We start from the raw sequence: 18560 nt of genomic DNA, 5'->3' as shown, positions 1-18560 counted from the left end.
CCGAAATGGCTCAATTGACTGCTTTGCATGAAAATGGGCCACTCCATGGAGTGGCCCATTTTTACACCATGAGCACAGCCCGATCAGGGGGCGCCGTCATTGAGCTGCTTGCGAATGTGGTGCTGCAAGACCGCCAGCATGGAGGCACCGGAGAGGCCTATCATCAGGGCGCCGTTGACCGCTTCGAGGGGGCCGAGCAGCTTCCACTGCGGGCTCATGACGATGTCGCCATAGCCCAGGGTGGCGAAGTTGACCCCGGAGTGGTAGACGGCCTCCTGCAGGGTGTCGAACTCTCCGAGCCACAGGAAGAGCCCGCCCCAGACGCCGATCTGTGCCAGGTTGCCCAGCATCACCAGGGTGATGATGCCAAACAGCGCCAGCATGCCTGCCAGCACCCCCTCACGCTTGCCGAACCGTTTGATGTAGAAGCGGATGCACCAGACGGATACCAGGGATTGCAACAGCATGTTGATCAGGATCACCGGGATGCCGACCATAAATATGAGAAACATGTCAGTCTCCTAACTTGGCTTCTGCCAGTGGGCGGCCGACCGGCCACCACTGCTCGAGCAGCAAGATACACAGCCAGCCATAGCCGGCCACCACCAGATAGAGGCCACAACGCATGGCCGCCGCCAACCACACATCCTTGCCGGTGGCGCTGTCCTCGATGGCCGGGCCAAACAGGATGAGCGCCGTGATCCAGGCGTTGCTCCAGAACGACGGCGAGCAGCGGCTCGCCACCAGCCGGATCAGACGCCGCGCCAGCCAGAGGGTCATCAGGGCCAGCATCAGCACCAGCATCAAGAGCGAGGGCCAGAGGCTGAGCCCCAGCCAGAGTGCGCAGGCCAGCAGGGCGCCCATCAGGGTCGAGAGCACCAGCTCCTGGCCCGCCTGTCTGGCGTTGAGGGAGGTACTCTGCTGGGCCAGCGCCACCGTCTTCATCACCGCCGGAATGTAGAACGCCGGGTTGCCGAGAGCCAGCAGCCACACCGGCAGCACTATGGCGACGGCGCGCAGCGCCAGCCGTTTGGGATGTTCGGGGGGCAATGGCACGGGTCTTGCCGCCGCTCCCGCCACCGGCAGGGGAGGGAAGAGCGCGTGGGCCATGCGGTTGACCAGGGTACCTATCAGGATCCCCAACCCCATCATCTGGGCGATGGCGATGGCCAGGGACTGCTCGATGAGCCCGGCCACCGGGATCACCGTAATGGCCATGATGAGCAGCATGGCGGCGGCCCCCTTGCCGGCCATCGACTGCTGCATCAGCAGGTAGAGCAGCAGGCCGATGAGCAGCACGGCCGCCAGGGCATAGTGGGTCAGCAGGGGGACCAGCAGCACCCCGGCGGCCATGATCCCCAGCAGCAGGAGCCCCCCTGCCAGCCCCTTCTTCAGGCCGAGGGCCTCCCCGGGGCGGCACAGCACCACCCAGGCCATGATGACGCCGAGGTGGGGCATGGGCAGGGCCAATCCGTAACAGATCCCCGCCGCGAGCCCGATGCCCGTGCCAATGCGCAGTACAGCCCTGTCGGCGTTATGCATATGGCGCCTCAATAGAGGAAGGAGAAGAGGCTCATCAGCCGGATATAGAGCGCCCCCAGGAAGTGCATCACACCGCTCTCGCCGGTGTAGACCAGCACATCGGCCTGGCCGCCGACCCGCAGCGCCTCGACCGGCGGAAAGTCATCACTCTGGAAGGCGATTTTGACCGGGAAACGCTGCGCCTGACGCAGCCAGTCGCGGTTGTTGTCCACAGTGGGCAGGGCACCGGCGGGCTGGCTCTTGCCATCGCCTACCCCGTAGCCGACGCTGCGGATCTCCCCCTTGAACAGCTGTCCGGGCAAGCTGTCGAGCAAGATGGTGACCTTGTCCCCTGGCCGGACGTTGCCCAGGTTGTTCTCCGTCAGATCCGCCGACACCCAGACGTCATGGATGGCGATCAGTGTCATGGCCGGTGCGCCAGCCCCGATGAACTGGCCGGCATCCGTGCTGAGATCCGTGATGAGGCCGCGACCCGGTGCCACCACGCGGGTGTTCTGGCGATCCAGCTGCGCCTTGTGGACAGCCGAGCGGGCGCTGAGCAGCTGGGAGTTGTCATCGCCGCTCGCCCCGGCGGCCTCGATGGCGCGGCGGACGTCGGCTTCCGCTGCCGCCACCTGGCTCCTGGCCGTCTCGCGGGTGGCTTGGGCCACCTCGAGGCGACGCACCGAGATGGCACCCGGATCCTCGCGATAGAGCCGCTCCTGGCGCTCCGCATCCTTGGCCGCGTTGTCATAGGCGGCGCGCATGGCCATCAGGGAGGCCTCGGCCGCCTTGACCCCTTCGGTGTTCGCCTTGACGCCACTCAAGACCGTCTGGTAGTCGGAGTTGGCCTTGGCCAGGGCAATGTCATAGGGCTCGGGGTCTATCTCGAACAGGGGGGAGCCTGCGTCCACGTCCTGATTGTCGTGAACATAGACCCGCTTGATCTGGCCGGACACCTCGGCGGCGACGGGGACCACGAAGGCCTGCACCCGGGCCTGGGAGCTGTATGGGGTCAGCCTGTCCGCCAGCAGATACCAGATGAGCAGGAGGAGGATTGCAGCCAGCAGCCCTAGGGTGGCGCGGCGGCTGGCCTGGCCGGGAGATGCAGTGCTGTCAGTCATGGGAGCTTGCCTTCTGTGTCATGGGGGAGTGGGTTGCGTCGAGCAGGGGAGCCCATTCGGCGCGCGTGCGCAGCTGGGCCTCCACCTCCGGGGTCACCAGGGGGCGTTCACGCCCCTGTTCCCAACCGCCACCCAGTGCCTTGTAGAGCGTGATGAGATCGCGCATCCGGGCGCCACGGCTGTTGACCAGGCGCTCCTGCTGGTTGAACAGGGCGCGCTGGGAGTCGAGCACCCGCTGGAAGTCCGCCATCCCCTCGCGATACTGGGTGTTGGCTATCTCGAGGGAGCGACGGGCGGCCTCGCCGGTCTGGGTCAGCAGGGCGATCTCGTCCTGGCCGTTGGCGTAGGCCACTGCCGCGTCATCCACCTCGCGGGCCGCCTTGAACACGCTGTCACGATAGCGCTCGTGCAGTTGCTGGAAGCGGGCGTCCTGCACCAGGATCTGGTTGCCGAGCCGTCCCTGATCGAGCAGGTTCCAGCTGAGCGAGGGACCGACGGCCCAGGAGAAGGTGCCGCTCTCCCCATTGGTGGCGTTGACGCCCAGGGTGCCGAGCAGGGTGATGGAGGGGTAGAGCTCGCTCTCGGCCACTCCTATCAGGGCCGACTGGGCGGCCAGTTGCCGCTCCGCGACCCGCACATCGGGGCGTCGGCGCAGCAGATCGGCCGGCATCTCGGTGACCAGAGCCAGCTCGCCCTGGGGGATCTTGCCGGTGTTGGTGGCCATCTCGGGCAGGGGGCCAGGGGGTCTGGCAATCAGGGTCGAGAGGGCATTCTGGCTCTGGCGCAGGCTGGTCTCGAGTTGCGGAATGCCGGACAGGGTGCCCAGGTACTGGGTCTTGGCCTGCTGCACGTCCAGCTCGGCGCTGTTGCCGCTCTTGAACAGCCGTTCGGTGATCTCCAGGCTGCGCTGCTGGAGGCGGGCATTCTCCCGGGCTATGTAGAGGCGAGCCTCCACGGTGCGGATGCTCACATAGAGCTGGGCCACCTGGGCGGCCATCAGCACCTGGATGTCATCATACTGGGCCAGGGTGGCGAAGTAGTTGGCATCCGCCGCTTCGATGCCGCGTTCGAACTTGCCCCAGAAGTCGAGCTCCCAGCCGAGGTTGAACCCGGCGCCATAGCTGCTGCCGGCGCTGCTGTGGCCGTTGCGGGTCTGCCCGGCTTGCAGGAACTCGCCCGTGCCCACAGTGGCCTGGGGGCCGAGCAGGCTCTCGGCGATGCCGAGCTGGGCCTGGGCCTCGAGGATACGCAAGCCTGCGATCCGCACGTCCGGATTCTTTCGCAGCGCTTCCTCGACCAGGGCACTCAGCACGGGATCGTTTAGCCGGTTCCACCATTGGCGATAGTCGGCGGTTGCGCTCGCCTGCTGACCCTCGCTGGCGCTGTGCCAGCTGGCCATCTCTTCGACTCTGGGAGCCTGATAGTCGGGGCCTAGCACTGTGCAGGCACTCAATAACAGGCACGCGCCCCCCGTGATCAGGGGGCGCATGGTGTGACGTTGGACGGCCATGGGGTTATTTATCCGCAGAAGCCAGACCTTCGTTGACCCAGGCCATGAAGATGCGATAGCCGATGGAGAGCAGGGTGGCGCCGATGAACATGCCGAGGATGCCACTGGCCGCCATGCCGCCAAGGGCGCCCAGCAGCACCACCGGCATGGGAGCATCGACACCGCGACCCAGCAGCAGCGGTTTGAGGACGTTGTCGGCCATGCCTGCGACGATCAGCAGGACGCTGTAGATGATGTTCACCGCAGTGCCGTGATCACCCGTGCTCCACATGTAGGCGATGGCGGGCGCCGTCACCAGGATCACGGGCACCTGGGCGATGCCGAGGATCAGCGCCAGGACGAAGAAGATGCCGACGGCCGGGATCCCTGCCAGCATCATGACGATGCCCGCCAGCAGCGCCTGGATGAAGGCGACCCCGATGACCCCTTGAGCGACGGCACGTATGGTGCTGGTGCACAGCTTGGTCAGCGCCAGACCCTTGCGTTCATCCGTGATACGCATGGCGATGCGATCGGCGCTCGCAGCACCCGGTGCTCCCCAGGCCATCATGATGCCGGCCACGATGAAGGAGAAGACGAAGCCGAGCAAGCCACCCCCCATGCTGGCCAGGATGCCGACGACCTTCTTGGCCAGATCCCCGAGCTGCGGTTTGTAGCTGACGATGAGGCTGGGCAGATCCACCGAGGCCTTCAGCCAGACGGCATGGAGCTTGGCGCCCACCAGGGGGATGTCGGCGATGTCGGCGGAGGGCGCCGGGATCACCAGAGTATTGTTGTTCACCTTGTCGACCAGGGAGCTGACGCTGTCACCCAGGGAGCTGACCATGACGACGGTAGGGGCCACGATGAGCAGCACCCCCAGCAAGACCAGCAGGGTAGAGGCCTTGCCCTGTTTCCCGCCAAGGCGCGCGGCAAAGCGCTGGTGGAGGGGATAGAGGGTGACGGCCAGGATCAGGGCCCACAACATCATGTTCATGAAGGGGGAGAACACGGTGAAGCAGAAAGAGCCCAGTGCCAGGATAAGGCCAAACTTGATGAACATATCCAGGAATCTGGCAACCAACCTTTTTTCGACTATGGACAGATCATTATTTTCCATTCTGGTATGACTCCGACGGGGGATGAGCACACAACCATGCTGGCCCAACACAGGTGTCGGGCCAGCAGGCATAGGGTGTGTAGTGATAAAGAACACTGAGTTCAGCGTGTGGGGGGCACTCTGACCTTGCCTGCATTTAATTTATGGCACAGGAACTCAATGTTTAAAAAATATTTAACTGCTTGATATTAGGCTGATTGCTTCTACAACTTCAGCGGTGCCAGAGAATAAAGAGTATTCCCATACCACACAAGGGAACTGTTGCCCCCAGTCTAGCTTGGGTTCAGAAAACGGGGAGGAGTTTACCTGTATAAAATAACTGTCTAAAAAAGAGTTTCGAATGGGAAATATTATTTACTGGCTCATGAATAGCTATTTCTGCTGCCAGTCACGGAATGCCGTGGATGATGTGTCCACCGCACTGAGCTTTGTGTTAATGGGGGCGACGTTTTATCCTATTGGCTCCTGCGCTGCGCTGGCGGCGACTCAACCCGGGATCAAACCTATGCGTCTCCTCAAGCCCTCTCCCGTGTCTCGCGTCCCTCGCTTACTGGCTTCGCTATTGGCGGGGGTGGGGGCTCTGCTGCTGGCAGGCTGCGGCCCGGACACCCCGGCGCCCGCATCTCCCTCAACCGAGGCGCAGCAGGAGGCGGGAGCGCCAAGTTCTGTGGTGCAGGCCAATGCCCGCCAGTATCGGGATGCCCCGGCGCTGGCACTGGTCTTCTCCGGCCCCCTGACGCCCAAGGCGAACTGGCAGAGTTGGCTCATTGTCAATGAAGGTGGCAAGCAGGTGCAGGGGGAGTGGATCCTGGCCGAAGATGGCCGCACCCTCTATTTCCCGAACGTCCAGCCCGACAAGAGCTATGAGGTGAGTCTCAAGGCGGGGCTGGGCCCATCTCCCCAGCGCTGGACCCTCAAGACCCGGCCGCTGGAGGCGGGGGCCTCCTTTACCGCCAGCGGCATGGTGTTGCCCCTGCGCGAGGAGCTGCGCCTGCCCATCAGCGCGATCAACGTGGATGAGGTCAACATCGACTTCTTCCGGATCGATGCCGAGTATCTGCCGCGCTTCCTGGCCGAGTATCGCCCCGGCGCCGGCATGGGCAACTGGGATCTGGAGCAGGTCACCCAGCGTGCCAAGCGGGTGTTCAGCGGTCGTTATGCCCTGGCGCTCGATGCCAACCGGCGCGAGACCCGCCTCATCAATGTGAAGGAGCCGCAACTGGCCGAGGCCGGGGTCTATTTTGCGGTGATGTCCCCTCTTGGCAACTACGACTGGCGCAAGGAGACTACCTATTTCGCGGTGAGCGACATGGGGCTCAGTGCCCGCCGCTACCGGGATCGACTGGAGGTGTTCGTCAGCTCCCTGGCCACCGCCGAACCCCTCAAGGAGGTGCAACTCTCCCTGCTCGACGAGAAGGGCAACCGGCTGCAGGTGCAGCAGACAGATCCGCGCGGTCACCGGCGTTTCGAGCAGGTGCAGGGGGCCCGCCTGCTGCTGGCCGAGCAGGGCAAGCATCTGGCGGTGCTGCGCCTCGATGGCGCGGCCCTCGATCTCTCCACCTTCGATCTGGGCACCCAGCCCTGGCAGGCCCAGCAGCTTTATCTGTTCAGTGGGCGAGATCTCTACCGCCCCGGCGAGCGGCTCGACAGCGAGATCCTGCTCAAGGGGCAGGATGGCCAGCTGTTGCCCGGCATGGCGGTGGAGCTGGAGGTGAAACAGCCGGACGGTCAGCTGCTGGAGCAGAAACGGCTGCTGCCTGACCCCCTGGGCGCCGCCCACTACGGCCTGCGCCTGCCGCAGGATGCGCCCCTGGGGCGCTGGACGATCACCCTCAAGACATCGGCAGGCAGCCGCTTCGAGTGGCCCTTCCTGGTGGAGGAGTTCCTGCCCGAGCGGCTGAAACTGCAGCTCGGCAAGGGGCCGGATGGGGAATTGCAGAGCCCGGAAGCGGCCCTCACCCTGCCGCTGCAGGGGGACTACCTCTATGGTGCCCCGGCGAGCAGCACCAAGGCGAAGGCGGAGGTAAAGATAAGCCGCGCCACCATGCCCTTCACCCAGTGGCAGGAGTTTACCCTAGGGGACGTGCTGCTCGCCGAGCAGGCCAAGGCGCTCGAACCCGTCAACCTCACCCTCAATGAGCAGGGGCAGGGAGCCTTCTTGCTGCAAGATGAGCTCGATGGCGTGCGTGCCCTCGGGCCGCTGGAGGTGGCCTACCGGGTGTCGCTCTCCGAGCCCGGTGGCCGCGCCGTCAATCGCAGCCGCACCCAGTACGGCTGGCCCGCCGGAAGCCAGTGGCCGGCGCTCAGGGCCGATTTCGTGGCAGAGCGGGTAGAGGGGGGCAAACCGCTGCCCTTCCAGATCCTCAACCTCGACGACCAGGGCCAGCCGGTGGCGGGCGAGGTGAAGGTGCGCCTGGTCAACGAGTACCGCGACTACTACTGGCACTACGCCGACGGCGAGGGGTGGAAGTACGAGTTCAACAGCCAGCCCTATCTGGAGCAGGAGCAGACCCTGCAGCTGGACGGCAAGGGGCCGACCGCCCTCAGCCTGCCGCTTGTGGCTGGTTGGTATCGCCTCGAGGTGGAGAACAGCCAGGGCCATCAATCCAGCCTGCGGTTCGAGATCGGCAGTTACGCCTGGGGCGGCGGTGGCGAGCAGGCGCGGCCCGACAAGATTGCCATCACCCTCGACAAGCGCGCCTATCAGGCTGGTGACAAGGCCAAGGTGACCCTGGTGGCACCGCGTGCGGGCAAGGGGCTGCTGCTGGTGGAAGATGGCGACGGCCTGCGCTGGTGGCAGCGCATCGAGCTGAGCGCCGAAGGCACCGGGCAGGGGGAAGGGCGTGGCGAGTTCGAGATCCCCATCAGCCCCGAGTGGCAACGTCATGATCTCCACATCTCGGCCCAGATCGCCGTCCCTGACAGCGAGTCGAGACCGGCGAGCAGCAAGGGCATTCAAAGCCTGCGCTCGGTCGGCCTGGTGCCGCTCGCGCTCGACCGGGAAGCGCGCCGCTTGCCGCTTACCCTGAGCGCGCCGGATAAAGCCGTGCCGCTCACCCGGCTCGAAGTGACTGCTACCTCCACCCCCAACAGTCAGGGGCGGGTGGTGCTGGCGGCGGTGGACAGGGGCGTGCTCAATATCAGCGACTACAAGCCCCTAGACCCCTTCGAAATATTTTTCGGTCGCAAGCGCTTCGCACAAGACTTGTTCGACAACTACGGTCAGGTGATCCCGCCCCAGGACGGCAAGCTGGCTCGCCTCAACTACGGCGGTGATGCCCCGGCCCTGAAGAAGGGCGGTGCACTGGAGAGCCGGGTCGAGGTCGCTGCGCTCTGGAGCGGCGAGGTGAGTTTTGATGAGCAGGGCAAGGCGGTGATCCCGCTCGATCTGCCCAACTTCAACGGCGAGCTGGCGCTGATGGCGTTGGCCTGGAACGAACAGCAGGTGGGGGAGGCCGAGCGCGCCGTCAAGGTGGTGGCGCCCCTGGTGGCCGAAATTGGCTGGCCACGCTTTGGCGCTCGCGGGGATCAGACCCGGGCCCTGGTGCAGTTGCGTAATATGAGCGGCGAGGATCAGAATCTTTCGCTTGAATGGACCCTCAATGGCGGGCTCAAGGCAAACGGCGAGCTGCCCAGCACCCTTTCCCTGAAAAACGGCGAGGAGCAGTGGCTGACCCTGCCGCTCACTGTGACAGGCGCCAGCGGCGTGGCAAGCCTGCAACTGGCGGCGAGCGGCAAGGGCTTTGCGATAAGCCGCGACTGGTCGTTGCCGCTGCGCTCCCCCTGGCCTGCCCAGACGCGCCAGCGCTACCAGATGCTGACCCCGGGTCAGCAGATGAGCTTTGCCCAGAGCGAACTGGCCGGGCTGGATAGCACCAACCTGCAGGGGCTGCTCAGCCTCTCAGGCACCCCGCCCTGGGATCCGGCTGCCCAGTGGCAGGCGCTGGCCGATTACCCTTATGCCTGTCTGGAGCAGACCCTGTCGCGCGCCTGGCCTTACTTGCTGACCACGGCGGATGAGCGTGTCGCCTGGTCACAACCCACAGAGGGCCGCAAGCCGGTGAGCGAGGCGGATCTGCAGCGCGCCCTGCTGCAACGCTTGCAGCGGCTGCAACTGCCGAGCGGCGGTTTCGGTTTGTGGGATGGACGCTCCGACGAGGAGCAGTGGCTCACCGCCTATGCCGCCGACTATCTGCTGGCCCGCAAGGAGGCGGGGGATGCCGTGCCGGAGGCCATGCTGAGTCAGGCCCTGAACAGGTTGCAGAGTTATCTGACCGACAGCCAGTACGGGGAGCGCTGGAGCAGTGCCCCCGAGCATAGCCGGCTGGCCTATCAGGCCTACAGCGCCTATGTGCTGGCACGGGTGGGCAAGGCGCCGCTCGCCACCCTGCGCCTCATCTGGGAGCAGCAGGCGGATCACGCCCGCTCTGGTTTGCCGCTGCTCCACCTCTCGCTGGCGCTCTCGGCCATGGGGGATGAGCAGAACGCCGCCAAGGCCCTTGCCCGGGCGCAAGCGACCGAGCGCGGTGACGACTATCTCGGGGATTACGGCTCTCCCCTGCGCGACCAGGCCCTCGAGCTCTCTCTGCTCCGTCAACACAAGCTGGCCGAGGAGCGCTGGCCAGCGCTGAGCGCCAAGGTGGCCGATACCCTGGCTCACCGTCAGTGGCTCAGCACCCAGGAGCGCCTCGCCCTGCTGCGGTTGGCGCAGGTCGATCCTGCCGCCGACTGGCAGGCCAGGTTGGTATCTACCGATGGCGAGCGCCCCTTTGCCGGCGAGGCCAGTGTGCAGCTCGGCGCCCCGGAGGCGCTGACAGCCAGCGCCGTTACCAACGAGGGCAAGGGCTCGCTCTATGTGCAGCGAACACTGATTGGCTACCCCGAACAGGCGCCCGCGCGTGTCAGCCAGGGCATGAGCGTCACCCGCAGCTGGTTCAACGGTGACGGCAAGCAGCTTGATCCGGCCAAGGTACGGGTCGGCGATCTGGTGGTGGTGCGGCTCAATGTGAGTAGCGAATCGGCGGTGCCCGATGCCCTGTTGGTGGAGATGCTGCCGGCCGGTTTCGAGCTGGAGAATCCGGCCCTTGGCAACAGCATCAAGCTGGAAGAGCTTTCGATTGAGGGGAAACCTGCGTGGCAGAGCGAGTGGAACGACTACCTCAAGCATCAGGAGTTTCGTGACGATCGCTACACGGCGGCACTGGATCTCAGTGCGGGGGGCAACCAGCAGCTGGTCTACCTGATGCGGGCGGTGACGCCGGGTCGTTATCCGGTGCCGCCGACCCAGGTGGAGGACATGTACCGGCCTGAGCTGCGGGCCCTGGGGGAGGATATTCATGAGGTGAGCATCTCTGAGTAATCTTCCCTCCCTCGAGCGGGTTCGCCCGCTCACCCTCTGGCGGCGCAGTTTGCTGAGACTTAGCCGCAGTGGCCGTGTCTGCCTCGTTTGGTTGGGCCGTCTGCCGCGCTGGCTGCGTTTCTCGGTGTTGGGGGCTGTTGCCCTGCTCCTGTCGCTGCTGGCGCTGGATCGCCTCTTCCCGCCGCCGCCGCTGGATCCCGCCTACGCGCGGGTGGTGCTCGATATGAAGGGTCGGCCGCTGCGCGCCTTCGCCGACACCAGCGGCGTGTGGCGCTACCCCGTGACCCTGGAGCAGGTCTCCCCCCGCTATATAGAGGCGCTGCTGGGTTACGAGGATCGCCATTTCTGGCGCCATCCCGGGGTCAACCCTGTGGCCATGGTACGCGGGGTTTGGCAGTGGCTGCGCTACGGGCGGGCCGTCTCTGGGGGCTCGACCCTCACCATGCAGGTGGCCCGCCTCATCGAGCCCTACCACAGGAGCGTGCCCGGCAAGCTGCGCCAGATGGCGCGGGCGCTGCAACTGGAGTGGCATTACGACAAGCGCACCCTGCTCACCGTTTACCTCAACCGGGCCCCCTTTGGCGGCAATCTGGAGGGGGTGCAGGCGGCGAGTTTCGCTTATCTGGGCAAGAGCGCGGCCAAGCTGACCCACGCCGAGGCGGCGCTGCTGGCTGTGCTGCCCCAGGCCCCCAGCCGTTACCGGCCGGACAGGCATCCCGAGCGTGCCCGCGCTGCCCGCGACAAGGTGATGCAGCGGCTGGTGACGCAGGGCGCCTGGCCCGAGGCGGTGTGGCAGGAGGGGCGTATCGAGCCTGTGCTGGCCCGCGGTCACTTCACGCCTATGGAGGCGCCGCTGTTTGCCCGGCTGGCGGCTGGCAGCCAGCCGGGGGCCCTGGTGCACACCACCATAGACGGGGATCTGCAGCGCTGGCTGGAGGCCCGGGTGGCGAGCTATATCCGCCGCTTCCCCGAGCAGACCTCGGCCGCCTTGCTCCTGGTGGACAACAGCACAATGGCGGTGCGCGCTTACGTGGGTAGCGCCGAGTATGGCAATCTGCGCCGCCACGGCTACCTCGACATGGTGCAGGCGATCCGCTCCCCGGGATCCACCCTCAAGCCTTTCATTTATGGTCTGGCCCTGGACGAGGGGCTGGTGCACTCGGCCTCCCTGCTCTCCGATGCCCCGAGATTGGGTTCCGACTATAGACCCGCCAATTTTACCGGTGCCTTTCAGGGGCCTGTGACCCTCACCCAGGCGCTGCAGCAATCCCTCAACGTGCCGGCGGTGCAGGTGCTGGAGGCGCTTGGGGCCGACAAGCTGGTCAGCCGCCTCGACAACGCCGGGGTGCGGCTGGCGCTCTCGGACAAGCCCAACCCGGCCATTGCGTTGGGGGCGGCGGGTATTCGGCTCGAGCAGCTGGTGGCGCTCTACAGCGCCCTCACCCGGCAGGGGCAGGTGGCGATGCCGGTCTGGCTGGCGGGGCAGCAGGCGGTGCCCCGCCCCTTGCTGAGCCCGGGTGCGGCCTGGATCATCTGGCAGATATTGAGTGCCCAGGGGCGGGCGGATCAACCCTTCGCCAGCGAGGCGACCGGTCGGGTCAACCGGCTCGCCTGGAAGACCGGCACCAGCTACGGCTATCGGGACAGCTGGGCCATGGGGGTCTCCGGCCGCTGGACCATAGGCGTCTGGCTGGGACGCCCCGACGGTACCCCCTTGCCGGGCTTTTATGGCCAGAGCGCGGCTGTGCCGCTGCTGCTCTCGGTCTACTCGCGGCTCTCGGACAACAGCCCTTTGCCGGCGCAACCCAATACGGTGAGCGAGGCCGAGATCTGCTGGCCGCTGGGGCGCAAGGCAAGTGCGACCCTGCCTGAGGCCTGCCTGCAACGCCAGAGCGCCTGGCTGCTGGAGGCGCGGGATCCGCCGACCCTGCCGGATCCCATGGATTGGCCCTCGCCGCTGCGCCAAGTTGCGCTCACTGCCGAAGGCAAGCCGACCCTGGCGCGCTGCCAGGATGCGACTCAGTCAGGCGTTCGGGCGCTCTGGCCGCTCTCGCTGGAGCCCTGGCGTACAACCGGCGAGCGCCGTCAGGCGCTGCTGGCAAGTGGTTGTGCGGGGGAGGGGCGAAGCGCCGACTTGCAGGCTCCCATTCGCATCCTGGCCCTGGGGGAGGGCAACCTCATTCGCAGTCAGCGCTACCGCCTGCAACCCAGGGTGTTGGGGGGCGTGGGCAAGCCGCACTGGTTTCTCAACGGCCAGCGGCTGCGCTGGAACGGGGATCAGGTATTGAGCGAGGCGGGGCGCTACCAGCTGGTGGTGGTGGACGAGGCGGGCAACAGCGATCGCATCGAGTTTCGGCTGGAGAACCCCTCCTGAGAGAGGCTGGTCAGGGGAGCCTCGTTCAGGGCGACAATATCTTGACGGCAGCCCCTGTGCTGGATCAGGGTTTGACCTGACCCAGCCGGGTGAAGAAGTGCTGACTCTTGCGCTGGTGAAAGTGGCTCTTCTTGATGGGATGGAAGACAAGGCTGCTGTCGGGGTGACTCTCCTTGAGCCTGTGGATCATCGCCATGGCGGGCAATGAGCAGCTGACAAGGGTGGTGAGTGGCAGGCAGCGGGTCTCTGGGCCCAGCAACTGGTTGAGCCCCTGCTGCGCCTGCTCGAAGCGGGCCAGTACGGCAGGGTCGGCATAACCGCTGCCCAGCATGGTGAGCAGGGCATCCAGTGCCTGGTGGAAGGCTGCCAGCTGCTGGCGAAAACCGCTGCGCCCGCGCAGGGCAACCAGCTCATCGAAGGAGATCTCGGCGAGGTGAGTGGGCACTTGCAGCGGGATCTCGAGGTGGAAGCAATCCTGACCACCCCGGTTGTGGTAGCGGGATTCGAGCAGGTGAAGCAGCCTGTCCAGGTAGTCGTGATCCGTGATGAGGGCCCCCTCATTGGCAAGCGCCCACTCACGGGCGAGGCGCATGGAGAGCAGGTTGGCAAAGCGTCGCGCCATTCTGATCCCCCCCTCATCCTGGGTCGCAAAACCGTGGCTCAGGCAAAAGCCGTGCAGCCGCTCCAGACCCGGCTGGGCGGGGCAGAAGCAGTCATGGTTGGTGATCGAACGCCAGCGCGTGATCAGCTCCTTGTTGCCAAACACCTTGTGGCGGACGAAGTCGGGGGCGATAAGGCCGGTAATCTGATTTTCGATTTGGGGGGTGATGGCGGCAAAGAAGGCCGGTGCCGGCCGCTCGGCCAGCAGATCGCTCTGCTGGCGCAGGGTATCGAGCAGGGCGGTGAGGCCGCTCTTCTCGCTGACGGTGAAGACGAAGGCGAGCCGCTCCAGATAGATCAGAGCAAACTTGAGCCAGAGTTCATCCCGTACTTCCATGCCGGGGTAGTAGATATAGGTCTTCATCGGATCGTCAGTGTTCAAGCCGGTGGCCAAGGCGCAGGCTCGGGAATATACGCAAGATTGCCGCCTTGCGGCAAACATTGTGTGGGAAAATCTGCCGTCACCTGGCCAGTAGGCGCTGGCGCCAAACTTCTGATATAATTCGCGCCCTTAAATCAAGGCCACCCGAGTCAACACCATGAAGTTCATTATCAAGCTGTTCCCCGAAATCACCATCAAGAGCAAGTCAGTGCGTCAGCGTTTCACCAAGATGCTGCAGGGCAACATCCGTAACGTGTTGCGCCGCTTTGACGAAGACGCCCGCGTGCGGATGGACTGGGACAAGCTGGTAGTGAGCTCCCGCAACGATCAGTTCCACGCCCAGTATCTCGAGACGCTGGCCTGTATCCCTGGCATCCAGTATTTCCTCGAAGTGAAACTGAGCAACTTCACCGATCTGCACGACATCTTCGAGCAGACCCGCGCCGTCTGGGGCGATCGCCTGAAAGGCAAGACCTTCTGCGTGCGTGCCCGCCGCGTCGGCAAGCACGACTTCAGCTCCCTGGAGCTGGAGCGCTATGTGGGTGGTGGCCTCAACCAGCACTGCGAAACCGCCGGTGTGCGCCTCAAGAAGCCTGATATCCAGGTGAATCTGGAAGTGGAAAACGACGAGCTCTACATCATCAGTGCCGTCCACCACGGCATGGGCGGCTTCCCCATGGCGACCCAGGAGGATGTGCTGAGCCTGCTCTCCGGCGGCTTCGACTCCGGCGTGGCCTCCTACCAGTTCATCAAGCGCGGCTGCCGCGTGCACTACTGCTTCTTCAACCTCGGCGGCGCTGCCCACGAGATCGGGGTCAAGCAGGTCGCCTATTACCTGTGGAGCAAGTTCGGCGCCTCCCACAAGGTGCGTTTCACCGCCATCGACTTTGAGCCCGTGGTGGCCGAGATCCTCGAGAAGATCGACAACGGCCAGATGGGGGTGGTGCTCAAGCGGATGATGATGCGCGCCGCCGGCCAGGTGGCGGAAACCTTCCAGATCCAGGCCCTGGTGACCGGCGAGTGTGTGGGCCAGGTTTCCAGCCAGACTCTCACCAACTTGAACGTGATCGATCGGGTGACCGACAAGGTGATCCTGCGCCCCCTCATCACCTGGGACAAGCCGGACATCATCAGCGAGGCCCGTCGCATCGGTACCCTGGAGTTTGCAGAGACAATGCCGGAGTATTGCGGCGTCATCTCCAAGAAGCCCACCATCAAGGCAGTGCTGTCCAACATCGAGGCGGAAGAGGCCAACTTCGACTTCGCCATCCTGGACAAGGTGGTGAGCGAGGCCCGCTATCTCGACATTCGCCGCATCGGCGAAGAGACTGCCGCCCAGGTGCAGGAGGTGGAGACCACCCAGGTGCTGGCTGCCAATGAAGTCATCCTGGACATCCGCTCCAGTGATGAGCGCGACGAGAAGCCACTGGTGGTGGAAGGGCGTGAAGTCCTGCACATTCCCTTCTTCAAGCTGGCGACTGCCTTTGGCGATCTGCCCAAGGAGCAGACCTACCTGCTCTATTGCGATCGCGGCGTGATGAGCAAGTTGCAGGCGCTCTATCTGAAAGAGCAGGGCTTTGACAACGTCAAGGTGTATCGCCCCTGATAGCGGTGTGCATGCGCCCATAAAAAAATCCGGCCAAGGTGCCGGATTTTTTTATTTCACATCTTCGGTGATGATCAGGGGCAGGGGACTGGGGTAAAGGTCTCCTGACCCTGGCAGCGCCAGCCCATCTCGGCCTGACGCATCTGCCACAGGTTGTTGCTGCGAAACAGGGTCAGGATGTAGAGCATGTCGCTCTTCTGGCCATCGAGGGCCACCGAGAGCACCAGATCGTTGTCCAACTGCTGGGCATGGATGCGGGTGGGCACGTCTTCATGACCCACGAAGCGGCGAGCCACTTCGCGATAGTCGTTGACCCAGCCCTGCTGACTGCTGCTCGCCTGACGGATCTGCTGGTTGAACTGCTGCACCGGGGTGGATGCCAGGCGCCCGAACAGGGCCTGTGCCCCCGCATGAGCCGCTGCCACCATCATCAGAATCAGCGTGGTAATGAGCCCAAGTTTTTGCATGAGGTAATCCGGCTTGAAACGACCACTCTATGACAACAGAAAAGCGGGCTTGGTTCAATCTTGCCCCTGCAAGGGTGGGATCTCGCCCACCCAGACCCGGTTCAGTTGCGCTGCAACGAGAAGGTCGGCAGGGAGAGATGCCAGTAGATGGCGGCCACGCGCAGGCCAAAAACGGCCGTCATGCAGATGAGCATGGCGGTGACCCTGTCCATGTTGACCTCCAGCGCCAGGGTATAGAGGATGCCCCCCAGGATGCAGGCTGTGGCGTAGATCTCCTTTTGCAGCACCATGGGCACTTCCCGGGCCAGCACGTCCCGGATCATGCCGCCAGCCACCCCCGTCATTGTGCCCATGAGCACAGCAATCAGCCCTGAGGTGCCGAAGTTGAGCGCCTTCTGGGCGCCAATCACGGTAAAGAGCGCCAGCCCGAAGGCATCTGCCACCGGCAGCACATACCAGGGCATGCGGCGGGGCAACTTGACCATCCACATGCCGATGAGTGCCGTGGCGATGACGACCCAGATGTAGAGGGGGTCGCGTACCCAGAATACCGGGGTGGCGCCCAGGATCATGTCACGTATGGTGCCACCGCCGATGGCAGTCACCGCGGCCAGCACCATGACGCCGAAGCCGTCCATTCTGAGGCGCCCTGCCACCAATACCCCCGAAAACGCGAATACCGCAGTACCAAACATGTCGCTGATGTAAACAATCTGCTCAACCAGTGTCTGCATGGAGAACAACTCACGTCCAATAAATGATGGGGCGGCGATTTTAGGGGTAAGGGGCGCGTGTGAGCAATGCCGGTATGCAAAAGTGAGAGCCAGAGCGGGTTTCTGGAGGCAGGGGAGGGCGGGTGACTGGCGCATCGACCCGGCTGGCAAGGGGGCTGGCCATCAAAAGGTGGGGTTGGCTGCAGCACAGTGACAAAAGTCCTGATTTTTTTCTCAAGGCTGGGAAATAGAGGCCGATATATAGGTTAGGCGGCGATTACTGCCATAAAGGCAGAAAAAAGAAATTAAAGTCTTACCAAATAGCGCCGTTAACTAAACATATCAGGCACAAAACAAAATAAAGCCTGAGTGAATTAAAGATAAAATTTAATAGCTTAGGAGAATAGTCATGAGTATGTATATCAATACCAACGTTTCATCGCTCAACGCTCAGCGTAACATGATGAACAGCACCAAATCTCTGGATACCTCTTACACTCGGCTGGCCTCCGGTCTTCGCATCAACAGTGCAAAAGACGATGCGGCTGGCCTGCAGATATCCAACCGTCTGACCTCCCAGGTCAACGGCCTGGATCAGGGCAACCGCAACGCCAACGATGGCATCTCCGTCGCCCAGACGGCGGAAGGCGCCATGGATGAAGTCACTTCTATGCTGCAACGGATGCGGACTCTCGCTCAGCAGTCAGCCAACGGCTCCAACAACAAAGATGACAGAGATGCTCTACAGGCTGAATATAAGCAGCTCTCAACCGAGATCAATCGTGTTGCCAATGATACCACTTTTGGTGGTCAGAAACTCTTGGCTGGAGACTATAAAGGTAGTTTTCAGGTTGGCGCAGATGCCGGTCAGACCATCTCCTTCAAGATGACCACAGCCTTTACCATGTCCGGTATTGCCAGTGCGACGAAGGGCAAGGCCAGCGTCGCACCGATTACATCTACAAATTCAACGGGAGCAGATGCATGGGTTGTGACTGTTTCAACAGGAAGTACATCAAAAGTGACATGGGCTGATATTGATGACATATCAGGCTCTACAGGCTCTAGCGCACAGATTGCAATGGCTAATTTGGATTTCATGATCCAGGCAGTCGACAGCAAGCGGGCAGAATTGGGGGCAGTGCAGAACCGGTTTGACTCCACTATACGTAACCAGTCTAATATCTCGGAAAACGTATCTGCTGCCCGTTCTCGTATTCGTGACGCAGATTTTGCGACCGAAACGGCCAACATGACCAAGCAGAATATCCTGCAACAGGCTGCCTCCAGCATTCTGGCTCAGGCCAACCAGCGTCCGCAGTCTGCGCTCTCCCTGCTGCAAGGCTAAGCTGACTGATTGCAAGAAAAAGAAAAGGGCGGTTGTTCAGGCCGCCCTGGTAAGCAAGATGGAACAATGGGGTGTTCGGATTTACGCCTTGTCCTATCGAAAGAGAGATTCTCTTATTGGTATACCCCTCGAGTGTTGCGCAGATCGTTCACTCTGTCACCCTCGAGGTTGTTCTCCTGAGCGTAAGCTCTTCTTTAGCCGACATTGTCGGCCTTTTTTATGGGCGTCTGAAAATCGACGACACATCAACCTAAGCACAAAACATGCCAATTCTCCATTGGATGGTGCATCGATTGTAAATCCCCTTCTCTAAATTCGTTACGACCTGAAGATGATGTTCCATTGCCAGTAGTGCTCATTCTGGGCGGAGAAGCTTTGCCTCTCTGTTGATGAGAGC

General features: G+C 63.3%; 12 protein-coding genes. 4 read left to right on the top strand and 8 right to left on the bottom strand.

The window, feature by feature from the left end; translation table 11 throughout:
* Positions 1–83: 83 nt before the first annotated feature.
* The 5 genes from ACFWHB_RS13825 to ACFWHB_RS13805 are packed head-to-tail and all read right to left on the bottom strand — an operon-like array spanning position 84 to position 5197.
* A complete protein-coding gene (locus tag ACFWHB_RS13825) occupies positions 84–512 on the bottom strand; it encodes an ion channel (RefSeq protein WP_106887235.1) in 429 nt (142 codons plus the stop codon).
* Between the two features lies 1 nt (position 513).
* Positions 514–1542: a DUF2955 domain-containing protein gene (locus ACFWHB_RS13820; protein WP_163134898.1), complete on the bottom strand. Its 1029-nt coding sequence runs from the start codon at positions 1540–1542 to the stop codon at positions 514–516.
* An 8-nt stretch (positions 1543–1550) separates the two neighbouring features.
* Entirely contained in the window at positions 1551–2645 is a 1095-nt protein-coding gene (locus tag ACFWHB_RS13815; RefSeq protein ID WP_111912798.1) for an HlyD family secretion protein, read from the bottom strand.
* Positions 2638–4155 carry an efflux transporter outer membrane subunit gene (locus ACFWHB_RS13810; RefSeq protein WP_395948673.1) on the bottom strand — a complete coding sequence of 506 codons (1518 nt, stop codon included), beginning with the start codon at positions 4153–4155 and terminating at the stop codon, positions 2638–2640. The genes ACFWHB_RS13815 and ACFWHB_RS13810 overlap by 8 nt, the downstream gene beginning before the upstream one ends.
* Before the next feature lie 4 nt (positions 4156–4159).
* The gene (locus ACFWHB_RS13805) at positions 4160–5197 is read right to left on the bottom strand and encodes an AI-2E family transporter (protein ID WP_234570474.1); all 1038 of its coding nucleotides are present in this window, start codon (positions 5195–5197) and stop codon (positions 4160–4162) included.
* A gap of 562 nt (positions 5198–5759) precedes the next feature.
* Here ACFWHB_RS13805 and ACFWHB_RS13800 point away from each other — a divergent pair.
* Both ACFWHB_RS13800 and pbpC read left to right on the top strand, forming a co-directional pair.
* Positions 5760–10613 (top strand): alpha-2-macroglobulin family protein, encoded by a 4854-nt coding sequence (locus tag ACFWHB_RS13800; RefSeq protein WP_395948672.1) that lies wholly within the window; start codon positions 5760–5762, stop codon positions 10611–10613.
* 49 nt (positions 10614–10662) lie between these two features.
* A complete protein-coding gene (gene pbpC / locus ACFWHB_RS13795; RefSeq protein WP_395948671.1) occupies positions 10663–12987 on the top strand; it encodes a penicillin-binding protein 1C in 2325 nt (774 codons plus the stop codon).
* 64 nt (positions 12988–13051) lie between these two features.
* Here pbpC and ACFWHB_RS13790 read toward each other — a convergent pair whose 3' ends face one another.
* Positions 13052–14011, bottom strand: coding sequence for a hypothetical protein (locus tag ACFWHB_RS13790; protein ID WP_395948670.1), 960 nt, complete (start codon positions 14009–14011; stop codon positions 13052–13054).
* Between the two features lie 175 nt (positions 14012–14186).
* Between ACFWHB_RS13790 and thiI the strand changes: the two genes are divergently transcribed.
* Positions 14187–15635: a tRNA uracil 4-sulfurtransferase ThiI gene (gene thiI, locus ACFWHB_RS13785; RefSeq protein WP_395948669.1), complete on the top strand. Its 1449-nt coding sequence runs from the start codon at positions 14187–14189 to the stop codon at positions 15633–15635.
* A 74-nt stretch (positions 15636–15709) separates the two neighbouring features.
* Here thiI and ACFWHB_RS13780 read toward each other — a convergent pair whose 3' ends face one another.
* Both ACFWHB_RS13780 and ACFWHB_RS13775 read right to left on the bottom strand, forming a co-directional pair.
* A complete protein-coding gene (locus tag ACFWHB_RS13780; protein WP_005326432.1) occupies positions 15710–16102 on the bottom strand; it encodes a hypothetical protein in 393 nt (130 codons plus the stop codon).
* Positions 16103–16203: 101 nt separating this feature from the next.
* The gene (locus ACFWHB_RS13775) at positions 16204–16836 is read right to left on the bottom strand and encodes a trimeric intracellular cation channel family protein (RefSeq protein WP_025326511.1); all 633 of its coding nucleotides are present in this window, start codon (positions 16834–16836) and stop codon (positions 16204–16206) included.
* Between the two features lie 388 nt (positions 16837–17224).
* Between ACFWHB_RS13775 and flaB the strand changes: the two genes are divergently transcribed.
* Positions 17225–18163 carry a flagellin B gene (gene flaB, locus ACFWHB_RS13770; protein ID WP_395948668.1) on the top strand — a complete coding sequence of 313 codons (939 nt, stop codon included), beginning with the start codon at positions 17225–17227 and terminating at the stop codon, positions 18161–18163.
* Positions 18164–18560 lie beyond the last annotated feature (397 nt).

Origin of the sequence: Aeromonas mytilicola subsp. aquatica (genome assembly GCF_044336385.1) — a bacterium.
GTDB lineage: Bacteria > Pseudomonadota > Gammaproteobacteria > Enterobacterales > Aeromonadaceae > Aeromonas > Aeromonas rivipollensis.
The sequence above is the reverse complement of the archived record's forward strand: the minus strand, read 5'-3'. Positions and strand labels throughout refer to the sequence as shown.